Source organism: Romboutsia sp. 13368, assembly GCF_018336475.1.
Lineage (GTDB): Bacteria > Bacillota > Clostridia > Peptostreptococcales > Peptostreptococcaceae > Romboutsia.
In genome coordinates this window covers 271839-282900 of the sequence record NZ_CP048741.1, presented here as the reverse complement: position 1 = coordinate 282900, position 11062 = coordinate 271839, and the positions used below count along the sequence as shown (strand labels likewise).

Below are 11062 nucleotides of genomic sequence, written 5' to 3'. Positions count from 1 at the left end.
AAAACTGATAATAATTAAGATATGAACGTAAAATACCTATCTCCCCCAGGTATATAAACCTACAATCCCCTACTGTAGGTTTTTTAATTTATTTCCATCTATATTATCTGATAAAATAATCCGTGATTTGTACAATAGAAATACAGTTTACCACGACCTAATTTATGTAATCTAAATTGCATATCCCATTCAGGATATTGCTTTACAATAAGAGCTCTATCTCCCTTAACATATGCAACAAAAGATATATAGTGTTCTTTTCTCATTTCATGCTCAGTAGTAACATATAATTCATCTTCTACTGGCTCTACATTAAGCTTATGACCATCCTCTGCTTTTTTAGCTATAGCTGGTTCTAACATTTTTCCACAACACGATATGGTTGGATTTCCAGTCGATGTAATAAGATTACCACATTGTCCACATACATAAAATTTTAATTTATTCATATTTCCTCCTACTAAATCATTTAAATTTATTTCTCCTGATAGTATTTGATCAACACTTACACCTAATATTTGTGATAATTCTGGAAGTAAAGAAATATCAGGACATCCTAAACCTCGTTCCCACTTACTTATTGTTTTATCACTTATATTCATTAATTCAGCTATTTGCTTTTGAGTCATATTTTTACTTTTTCTTAATTCATATATTAAATTTCCGATTTTTTTACAATCCATCCTTATCACCTCTTAATATTAATTTAAACTACTTAATAAGTTGATTCAATAAACTAAGCGTAGAGTTACTTTAATTATTCTACTTTTTAGTTAATATCATTATATAAATTTTTATAAATCTCACCTAATCTTTCCATACTATAAATATAAAAAATCCTACAAAGTAAGAAATTGTATTATCTACTTTGTAGGATATATATACGTTATTAATAAAAGTTTATAATTAATCTATAAAAGTTACAACTTCTTCTAAAGGTTTACGAGATGGTTGATTTGGAGTATCATCTTCTGCTACACCTAAAGAAATCATAGACATTAACTTATATCCTTCTTTTTCAAATCCTATAAGTTCTTCTATTTCTTCTTTTGCATGCATTGGACCTGTCATATAACAAGTTCCATATCCCATTTCAGTTGCTGCTAATAAAATATTTTCTACTGCTGCTCCTATTCCTTGAGCTGCTGACTGAGGTGATACTAATACATCAAGTACTTCTTGTGGTGCATCATTTTCTTTTAGTATTTTATATTCTATCATTTTATACTCACTAGAATAAACTATTATTACTACAGGAGCATGTTTAAAACATGTATAGTAATTTATAGTACTCATGTGTCTTTTAAAATCTTTTTCATTCTTTGCAAGTTGACCTATATTTTCATGGCTTTTAGTTACTATATCAGCCATTTTATTTATTATGTCTCTGTTTTGTAACACTACAAAGTGCCAATTTTGCTGATGCTTAGGAGATGGTGCATAAGTTCCTGCTTTTAGTAACTCAACTATATCTTCTTTTGGTATTGGTGTATCTTTAAATTGTCTTACACTTTTACGATTATATATAAAATCTAAATTTGCCATATTGTTGCTTTCCCTTCTTATATAATTACCTATATATCAAAGTAATTATATAATTATAACTATTTCATGTCAAATTTAAAGATTTTTAAGGCTTAAAATGATTTAAATATAAAACTAATAAAAAAGATATTAACTTTAGTGTTATAAAAAGATATTGGTTATTTAGCCAATATCTTTTTATATTTCAATGTTGAAGGCAAATTCTAGGAATAATATAAACTATTTTCTTTATTTAAAATGAATTTTGAATTTTTATAATATGTTCTAAATAAAGATGAAACTACTATAACTCCAAGTGCTATAGCTCCACTTACTAAAATAACATTAGCACCTGTAGTAAAAGCTTGTTCAAATTTATTTTCCATAACATATGACATTGTATTATATAGACCAAGTCCTGGTATTAAGGTTATTATACCTGGAACTACAAATAATATAGTAGGCTTTTTCATCTTTCTTGCTAATATTTCACATAATAATGATGCAACAGATGCAGCTATAAAGTTTGAAATTATAGTATCAATATTAATTCTCATTAAAAGAATATATATAACCCATGATATCATCCCTATACCACCAGATATATAAAGTGTTTTCTTTGGAGCATTTAAAAATACTGCAAATCCAACTGCTGCTAAGTATGAAAATATAATGTGTATATACATAGGCATCCAAATCATTATAATACACCTCCAAATCTAACATATAGATTCATCGCTACACCTACACCTACCGCAATAGCTGTAGCAATAATTGCTGCTTCAATTACTCGTCCAACACCTGACATAAGTTCTCCTGATACCAAGTCTCTTATCGCTTTTATAAACGGAACTCCTGGTAAAAGAGGCATTATTGAACCTACTATCAACATCTTTGGTGTATCTAATATTCCAATTTCTACAAGTCCAACTCCACAAAAACCTATAACTATTGAAGATACTAATATAGCAAAAACTGGAATATTACTTATTTCTTTTACTTTATCATATACAATCATAGCAATTACTGATGTTATAAGAGTTAACATAAATGTTAGTACATTATCTCCTCCAACTAATACAGCAAAACTAGACGAACCAATTGCTGTCCATATATTTACAGCTCTTTGCGTATGAGGTGATTTGTCTTCTAAGTTTTTCAATTCTTCTATTGCCTCATCTATTGACATGTCTGTTTTACTAACAAATTTCCTAGAAAAATCATTTAACATATCTATTTTATTTAAATTTATATATCTACCTTCGATTACCTTCATAAATGTATATCCATCAAATCTATCATCTGATACTATAATTGTGTTAGGTGCTACAAATACATTTATATGGTTAAATCCTCTTGAACTACAAATTCTTTTTACTGTATCATTAACTCTGTAAGTTTCTGCTCCATTTGTAAGCATTAGTTGTCCTATAAATGTAGCTAATCTTAAAACATCTTTTTTATATTTATGAGTATTATTCTCAGCCATAAATACCCCCTTATTCGTTTATTTTATAGAAATAAATTATATCATTTCMACTTAAATGTATANAAATTATATCATTTCAACTTAAATGTATAAAGTGGTATTTTATTATATTTAACGTTTAATACTGTTCTATTCATTATATATAAAAAATACTCATATCCAATGAATATGAGTATCTTACAATTTCACATTATATTAAATATTAAAAGTTAGCTATATAATATCTAATCTTTAAACTCTTTTATTAAGCATAATCCTATTATAATCATTGCTCCGATATCCGCTAAAGGCTGAGATGCCCATACTCCATTTAATCCAAAGCTTCTTGGTATTATAAGTATTAATGGTATAAATACTATAACTTGTCTTAATAAGCTAAGTACTATTGATTTCTTTGCACTACCTATTGATTGGAAGTAAACTGTTCCTAATATACATACACCTATTGCTGGTAATGTTATTGAGTATATAGATAATCCATTAAGTGCTAATTCCATAAGCTTTGTATCTTTAGTAAATATTCCTATAAGTTGAATTGGGAATAATCTAGTAGCTATTAATCCTATAGTTAATATTACAACCGCTCCACTTACTGCTATTGATAAAGTCTTTCTTGCTCTATCATATTGCTTAGCTCCGTAGTTATATGCAATTATAGTTTGCATACCTTGGCTTATACCAAATATAGGCATCATAAATAATAAGTTTATTGATGTTATAGCAGTCATAGCTCCTATTGCTAAATCTCCTCCATATACTTTTAATACTTTGTTAGTTATTAAATGTATAAATCCTGAGGCAAGTTCCATAAAGAATGGTGTTAAAGCTATTATTACTATTCCTTTTATTATTTTTTTCTCTAATCTTATATTTTTTAATTTTAACTTTAAATTCGATTTTCCTTTAGTGAAGTAGTAAGTTGACCATAAACATATTACTAACTGACATATTACGGTTCCTACTGCTGCTCCTTTTATTCCCATATTATATCCAAATATAAATATTGGATCTAAAATTAAATTCAGTAAACAAGCTATTATCATCATATTAGATGCAAGTTTAGGATTTCCCTCTCCTCTTATTGCACTATTCATTGCAAATCCTGGCAAGTTAAACCATGCACCAAACATTATTACACTCATATAATCCATTGCGTATTTTATAGTATCACTACTCGCTCCAAATAAGTATAATATATCTTCTAAGAAGAATATTGATATAACCATCATTACTATACCAACTAATAATTCTATAGCAAATGTATTTCCTAAGGCTTTTTCTGCCTCTTCTCTATTACCTTCTCCTAATTTAATAGCTATGTTAGTACTTCCACCAACTGCTAAGGCAACACAGAATGCTCCTAATATTGTCATAATTGGCATTGTAACCCCAAGTCCTGATATAGCCAATGCTCCTACATCTTTCATAGAACCTATAAACGCTCTATCTACTGTATTGTATAAAGATGTTACCATCATCGCTAATATAGCAGGTATTGAATATTTTATAACTAAACGCCAAATTTTTTCATCTCTTAAATCATTCGTTGTTTCTATTTTACTTGTCATACTTTTCTCCTAACCTATCATGTCATAAGTTAAACATACAGGCTTGTTATTTCTAGGGTCTTCAACTATTTCAGCATCTATATTGAATAACTCTCTTAAGTTTTCTTTTGTCATTACTTCATGAGCAGTTCCTTCACAAACTACTTTACCTTTTTTAACACCTATCATATGGTCTGCAAATCTAGCTGCATTGTTAAGCTCATGTATAACCATAACTATAGTTGTTCCTTGTTTTCTGTTTAGCTCTTCTAATAACTTTAATATTTCTAATTGATGAGCTAAGTCTAAGTATGTTGTTGGTTCATCAAGTATAAGTATTTCAGTTTGTTGAGCTAGTGCCATAGCTATCCATGCTCTTTGTCTTTGACCCCCTGATAAAGCTTCCATAGGTCTTTCTCTAAACTCTTCTATTCCAGTTGATTTAAGTGCCCATGTTACTATATCTTCATCTTCTTTTTTCATTTTCCCAAATCCCTTTTGATGAGGAAATCTTCCGTAAGCTATTAATTCCTCTACAGTAAGCCCACTTGGTGCTTGCGGACTTTGAGGAAGAACTGCCATTACTTTAGCTAATTCTTTTGGACTTTGTTCCTTTATATTTATATTATTTACAAATATATCTCCACTTTTTGCTTGTATAATTCTTGCTATTGTTTTTAATATTGTAGATTTACCACAACCATTTGAACCTATTATTGTAGTTATTTTACCTTTTGGTATATCTAAATTTAAATCTTTTACTATATCTAAATTTCCATAAGAAATATTTAAGTTTTTAGTACTTATGCAGTTCATATTTATCTCCTTTTAAATCTAATTTATATTAATCCGTTAACATTAAATAAATAAAGTATGGAACACCTATTATCGCTACTACTATTCCTACTGATAGTTCCATAGGTGCAATTATATTTCTTGCTATAGTATCTGCTACTAAAAGTATTACAGTACCTACAAGGGCTGCAGTAGGTATTAATTTTATATGTTTTGGTCCTACTAATTTTCTTGATATATGAGGTGCAACTAATCCTAAAAATCCAATACTTCCTGCTACAGATGTTGCAACCCCTGCTAATATTACTGAATATATTATTAGTTTTACTCTTTCTTTTTCTACCTCTACGCCTAAACCAGTAGCTACTTCATCTCCTAAATTTAGTGCATCTAAGTATCTTGATTTATACATTGTTAATAAAGTAAATATTAATATAAATGGTAAAACTGCTATAACGTATTTCCAATTAGTTCCCCATATACTTCCGTTTGTCCATGCCATTACTCTATTAAATTCTTGTGTAGTAAATCTTAGTTGGAATATAGTAAGTATTGATGTAAATGCTATATTTATACCTATACCTACTAATAGTAATCTTGATGAATTTATTCCATTTTTCCATGCAAGTAAATATATTAAAAATGCTCCAAATATAGCACCACTAAGAGCTACAATTGGCATTGTAAATATAGTAAGATTGCTTACACCATCATATACATTTCCATTCATTAAGAATATATATATAACAACAAATAATGCAGCACCTGAGTTTATACCAAGTATTCCAGAGTCCGCTAAATCATTTTTTGTAACACCTTGAAGTATAGTACCTGATACTGCTAATGCAGTACCTACAAGTATTCCTATTACTATTCTAGGTAATCTTAATTTAAATATTGCTATTTCGTGTGCTTTTGTACCCTGTCCTATTAAAGTTTTTATTACATCACTCGGTGCTATTGATAATGAACCTGTATTTAAACTGATTAAAAAAGTACTGAATATTATGGATAATAATATTCCAATGACTATTATAAATTTTTTATTTTTCTTTATATTCATAATCTATTTTGTATCCTTTCTAACAAGGTAGATAAATACAGGCACTCCTAAAAGTGCAGTTAATGAACCTATTGGAGTTTCATATGGTGGATTTATCATCCTTGCTAAAATATCGCTATATACTAATAAAACTGAACCAAATATCATTGAACTTGGTATTATATATTTATAATCAGCACCAACTATTGCTCTTACTATTTGAGGAATTATAAGTCCAACAAATACTATATTACCTGCAACAGAAACAGATGCTCCAGTTAATAATATTACTAGTAATATACTTATAAATCTTATTTTATTTGTTTTTTGTCCTAATCCTATAGCTATTTCTTCACCTAAGCTTAGTATTGTTATCTTAGGTGCTAAGATAATAGCTCCAATTAAAGCTATCCCNNNACTAATGCTAACATTGCTATACTACTCCATTTTGCACCAGTTACTCCACCTGATATCCARAARCTAAGTTCTTGAGATAAGTTAAAATACATTGATATACCCATCGCTAGTGATATCAATAATGTACCTAATGCGGTTCCTGCTAGTGCAAGTTTAACAGGGTCTACTTTTCTCATACTTCTTGAACTTACAAAATAAACTAAAAGTCCACTTATACTAGCTCCTGTAAATGCAAATATCATCATTGCAAAACTATTTATTATTAAATTTGGGAACACCCTTTGTAATACAAATGATACTGCTATCATAAATGTAGCACCTTGTGTTATCCCCATTACAGATGGCTCTGCAATAGGATTTCTAGTTATACCTTGCATAATTGCACCTGCTACTGCTAAAAATCCACCTACAAGAGCTGCTGCGATAGCTCTAGGAATTCTTACATCTCTAATTATTTTAGTATTTATATCATTATTATCATGAAGTATACTATTTACTATTGTAGATAAATCTATATTCTTTGCTCCTAAAGAAATAGAGGTTACTATTCCAAATAGTAGCAATGCTATACCTACAAACATAAGTATATATGCTGCCTTTTTTCTATTAATCTTTTTCATCTATCCTCCATAAATTTACATATATTTATCCATAAATATAAATAGTAGGTGAAAAAGTCCTATCCTTTTCCACCTACTATTTATTTATACATTATTTTACAAGTTCATCCTTGATTGTATCTAATATTAATAATCTTCCTATTGGGTTGTATGGTTGACTGAAGTAAGGACTAGCATCTAACATCGYTACATTTCCTTCTTTTACAGCTTCTATTTGATTCCATACAGAATTATTTTCTAATTCAGCTTTATCAGATTCACTACCTATAATTATTAAATTATCAGCATCTATTTCAGCTAAACCTTCTAGAGTAACTTTAGGTAACTCTATTGAATCTTGTCCTGGCATATTTTCAGGTTGCTTAAGACCTAAATCATCTTTTAATACTGTTCCTAATCCAGCATTAGTAAATACGAAGAATTGTCCATTAGCTAAATCTGYTRATACTGCTACATATGATTCATCTTCACCATTTGCAGCTTTTACTTCTTTTCCAACTTCTTCTGCTTTTTTGTAATATTCATCTAACCATTTTTGAGCTTCATCTTGCTTTTCAAATATGTCAGCGATATCCATTAATTTAGCTTCCCAGTCATTGTACTCATCATCTACCATAACTACTGGAGCTATTTCTTTTAATTGATCATATATTTTTTCTTGTCTTGGAGCCATTATTATTAAATCTGGGTTTAATCCAAGTATTGCTTCTATATCTGCAGTTTCCATCATTGAGTGTCCTACTACTTTAGACTCTCCTAATTTATCTTCTATGTATGCTGGTACTGAATCTGTTTTATATGAGTCAATATTTGAAGTTCCTACTGGAGTGTATCCTAATAATACTAACTCTTCACTGTTTCCCGATATATCAACTATTCTTTCTGGGTTAGCCGGTATTTCAACTTCTCCTTTAACTGTTTCTACCACTCTTGTTTCTGCTTTTGCAGTTTCTTCATTGCTTCCATTTGATGAGCATCCTACTACACCAAGTGAAACTATAGTTAATCCTAAGATTGCTAATTTCTTTAATCCTTTCATGTTTTCCCTCCGATGTCTTTTTTATTATTAATTATTGTTAATTTCTATTATTGATAATCAATTTCATGTAATTTATATTTTTATTATATTTATGTATCATTTATTAGTCAATACATTTTTCAACAATTTTTTCTTTTTTTATAATATTTTCGCTTTTTTTCTACATTTATCATATTTACCCATAAATATATTCGTTTAAACTTATATTTATAATTTCTAATAACAATAAAAAAGTTCTTGTTATAATTTCAAGAACTTTTCTATTTATAGCATATAGTTGTATGATTTATTAATGTAAAATTATACATCCGTTGCTCAAAATGTCATTTTTTACCTTTCTATATTATTGATATTACTTATATTCATAGGTTATCCACAAAAAATTTCATAGCATAATTTCCTTGTACGTAAAAATGCTGTCCACACTTTATATGTAGACAGCATTTTGACTTTGATTTATTNNATTTATAGCATATAGTTGTATGATTTATTAATGTAAAATTTACATTTCTAATATTTAATAATAATCAATGATTCCACACGCCCATCTAGCACCTGCATTTCCTGCTGGTTGTGAAGTAAAATCATCATATCCTTGATGAAGTATGAAAGATTTACCTATAACTTCACTTACAGTAAACCTATTTGTAAATGTTGAAAGTATTCCTATACCATTAGCTGATAAAATTGGTGGTAAATCACCTGCATGCATAGGATGTTCTACATTACTTGGATTATAGTGAGATTTTGCATCAGTAAACGGTTCATTTGCATCTCCTACAGTACAATCCCCTACTTCATGAATATGAAGTCCATGGAATGAACTAGATTGATTATTTATATTAGGAATTCCTGTTATATACGCTTTTACATATACACCTTCTCCTAATTGGTATAAGTATATAGTACCTCTTATACAAGGTGCTAGCGGTCCTCCTTTTATTTGAGCATATGCATTTGGTTTAGATGGATTATATGAAGAAAATATTTTTTGAATATCATACTTCGGACAAGATGTATCCATAATATACCTCCTTATAATATAGTTAATCTATAACGCTATATATTATGTTTTCTACTTTAATAATGTTAMTTACTTTGTGATAATATAAAATTAAGGCTATGTTTTAAATGAGTGTTGAAAATGATACAATATAATTAACTTCACAATTGTTATATAATGCGAGTAAAAAGGGGATAAGATGAATTTTTCAAATTTTAGAAAATWGCTTGGTCTAATATTGATAATTTAAGAACTGATGGAAGTAAAGTACACATACCTTCTCTTTATAATGTAGAAGAAGCTAAAGATTGGGTTGATAATGGTAGTAGATTATAAACAATAAAAGAGCGTAGACTTTGTCTACGCTCTTTATTATATTAAGCAGCTTTATCTATGTTATCGTTAGAGTTAGCATACTTTTTAGTCATATAAGAATAAACAGGTAAACCTATAAGAGTTACAACAATTCCTCCTAAAGACATCATTGTACTTTTTGCACCAGCAAAGAATAATTGATTTAATACAACGAATAATCCACTAAATATTGCTATTAATGGAACTATAGRATATAGAGGTACCTTATATGGTCTGTGTAAGTTTGGATGAGTTTTTCTAAGTTTTATAACACCTATAAATGTTAAAACATAGAATGACCAAACAGCAAACATTGATAAATCACTTAATAAGTTAAATTGTCCTGATAATGCATATAAAGCTGATAATACAGCAATTAATAATGTTGCATTAGCTGGAACACCATTTTTATTTAATTTACCAAACATAACTGGTATAGTTTTTTGTTGTCCTAATGTATAAGTTATTCTTGGTCCAGTTAATAAGTATCCATTTATACATCCGAATACAGATATTAATATACCAACAGTTATTATTTTACCACCAATTGGACCAAATAATTCAGTTGCAACTGCTGAAGCAGGAGAAGCATATTGAGCTAATTGATCAGCTGGTAAAACCCAAAGGTAAGCTAAGTTTATAACTACGTATACTGCCATAACTAAAGATAAACCACCAACTATTGCTTTAGGTAAATCTTTTCCTGGATCTTTCATTTCACCAGCTATAGCACCAACATTTATCCATCCATCATAAGCAAATAATATAGCAACTAATAATTGTCCTATTACTCCTGTTGGGCTTATACCTTCTGCAACTAAAGGTTGTACTATAGGATTATCTCCTCCACCTCTTATAAATCCGAATACTATTATTAATACAAGAGGAATTAATTTACATACAGTTGATACAGTTTGTATTGCACCACTTGTTTTAGAACCAAAAGTATTTAATACACCTAGTAGTAATATAACTCCTACTGTCATAGGTATTACTAAAGATTGATTTCCTAATAATATAGCAGCTTGTTGTCCAAACATAACTGATATAGCAGCTATTGTAGCTGGGAAGAATAATACAGATTGCATCCATCCAGTTAAGAAACCTAATTTCTTTCCRTATATTTCTTCGATGTAAACCATCATACCACCAGTTTTAGGTATTGCAGCTGAWAYTTCTGCTGCAGTAAGTCCAGCAACTATTGTTATTATACCTGCTATAACCCATACTAT

General features: G+C 29.0%; 13 protein-coding genes. 1 reads left to right on the top strand and 12 read right to left on the bottom strand.

What is annotated here, in order from left to right:
* Positions 1-98: 98 nt before the first annotated feature.
* The 11 genes from G3997_RS01125 to G3997_RS01080 all read right to left on the bottom strand — a co-directional run bounded on the left by G3997_RS01125 (position 99) and on the right by G3997_RS01080 (position 9497).
* Positions 99-683, bottom strand: coding sequence for a helix-turn-helix domain-containing protein (locus G3997_RS01125; RefSeq protein ID WP_296646774.1), 585 nt, complete (start codon positions 681-683; stop codon positions 99-101).
* A 223-nt stretch (positions 684-906) separates the two neighbouring features.
* Positions 907-1545: a nitroreductase family protein gene (locus tag G3997_RS01120; protein WP_296646771.1), complete on the bottom strand. Its 639-nt coding sequence runs from the start codon at positions 1543-1545 to the stop codon at positions 907-909.
* Between the two features lie 203 nt (positions 1546-1748).
* On the bottom strand, positions 1749-2225 hold the full coding sequence (locus G3997_RS01115; protein ID WP_296646768.1) for a threonine/serine exporter family protein: 477 nt from the start codon (positions 2223-2225) through the stop codon (positions 1749-1751).
* Positions 2225-3013, bottom strand: coding sequence for a threonine/serine exporter family protein (locus G3997_RS01110; RefSeq protein ID WP_296646766.1), 789 nt, complete (start codon positions 3011-3013; stop codon positions 2225-2227). The genes G3997_RS01115 and G3997_RS01110 overlap by 1 nt, the downstream gene beginning before the upstream one ends.
* Positions 3014-3237: 224 nt before the next feature.
* Entirely contained in the window at positions 3238-4581 is a 1344-nt protein-coding gene (locus tag G3997_RS01105) for an MATE family efflux transporter (protein WP_330616152.1), read from the bottom strand.
* A 9-nt stretch (positions 4582-4590) separates the two neighbouring features.
* Positions 4591-5376: an ABC transporter ATP-binding protein gene (locus G3997_RS01100; protein ID WP_296646763.1), complete on the bottom strand. Its 786-nt coding sequence runs from the start codon at positions 5374-5376 to the stop codon at positions 4591-4593.
* A 28-nt stretch (positions 5377-5404) separates the two neighbouring features.
* Positions 5405-6418 (bottom strand): FecCD family ABC transporter permease, encoded by a 1014-nt coding sequence (locus G3997_RS01095; protein WP_296646761.1) that lies wholly within the window; start codon positions 6416-6418, stop codon positions 5405-5407.
* Positions 6419-6421: 3 nt separating this feature from the next.
* On the bottom strand, positions 6422-6766 hold the full coding sequence (locus G3997_RS11475) for a FecCD family ABC transporter permease (RefSeq protein ID WP_334299844.1): 345 nt from the start codon (positions 6764-6766) through the stop codon (positions 6422-6424).
* Between the two features lie 38 nt (positions 6767-6804).
* Entirely contained in the window at positions 6805-7395 is a 591-nt protein-coding gene (locus G3997_RS11355) for a FecCD family ABC transporter permease (protein ID WP_442971219.1), read from the bottom strand.
* A 130-nt stretch (positions 7396-7525) separates the two neighbouring features.
* Entirely contained in the window at positions 7526-8473 is a 948-nt protein-coding gene (locus G3997_RS01085; RefSeq protein ID WP_296646759.1) for an ABC transporter substrate-binding protein, read from the bottom strand.
* A gap of 517 nt (positions 8474-8990) precedes the next feature.
* Positions 8991-9497, bottom strand: a complete 507-nt coding sequence (locus tag G3997_RS01080; RefSeq protein WP_296646756.1) for a superoxide dismutase family protein — start codon at positions 9495-9497, stop codon at positions 8991-8993.
* A gap of 201 nt (positions 9498-9698) precedes the next feature.
* Here G3997_RS01080 and G3997_RS11470 point away from each other — a divergent pair, with 201 nt between their 5' ends.
* On the top strand, positions 9699-9812 hold the full coding sequence (locus G3997_RS11470) for a CDIF630_02480 family spore surface protein (protein ID WP_334299843.1): 114 nt from the start codon (positions 9699-9701) through the stop codon (positions 9810-9812).
* A gap of 41 nt (positions 9813-9853) precedes the next feature.
* Here G3997_RS11470 and G3997_RS01070 read toward each other — a convergent pair.
* On the bottom strand, positions 9854-11062 hold a 1209-nt coding region (locus G3997_RS01070; RefSeq protein ID WP_296646753.1), incomplete at its 5' end, for an APC family permease.

Bases quoted from the DNA above. Each gene is read 5' to 3' on its own strand.
- G3997_RS01100 (WP_296646763.1), bottom strand. From the start codon at position 5,376: ATGAACTGCATAAGTACTAAAAACTTAAATATTTCTTATGGAAATTTA.
- G3997_RS01120 (WP_296646771.1), bottom strand. From the start codon at position 1,545: ATGGCAAATTTAGATTTTATATATAATCGTAAAAGTGTAAGACAATTT.
- G3997_RS01095 (WP_296646761.1), bottom strand. From the start codon at position 6,418: ATGAATATAAAGAAAAATAAAAAATTTATAATAGTCATTGGAATATTA.
- G3997_RS01115 (WP_296646768.1), bottom strand. From the start codon at position 2,225: ATGATTTGGATGCCTATGTATATACACATTATATTTTCATACTTAGCA.
- G3997_RS01080 (WP_296646756.1), bottom strand. From the start codon at position 9,497: ATGGATACATCTTGTCCGAAGTATGATATTCAAAAAATATTTTCTTCA.
- G3997_RS01105 (WP_330616152.1), bottom strand. From the start codon at position 4,581: ATGACAAGTAAAATAGAAACAACGAATGATTTAAGAGATGAAAAAATT.
- G3997_RS01110 (WP_296646766.1), bottom strand. From the start codon at position 3,013: ATGGCTGAGAATAATACTCATAAATATAAAAAAGATGTTTTAAGATTA.
- G3997_RS01125 (WP_296646774.1), bottom strand. From the start codon at position 683: ATGGATTGTAAAAAAATCGGAAATTTAATATATGAATTAAGAAAAAGT.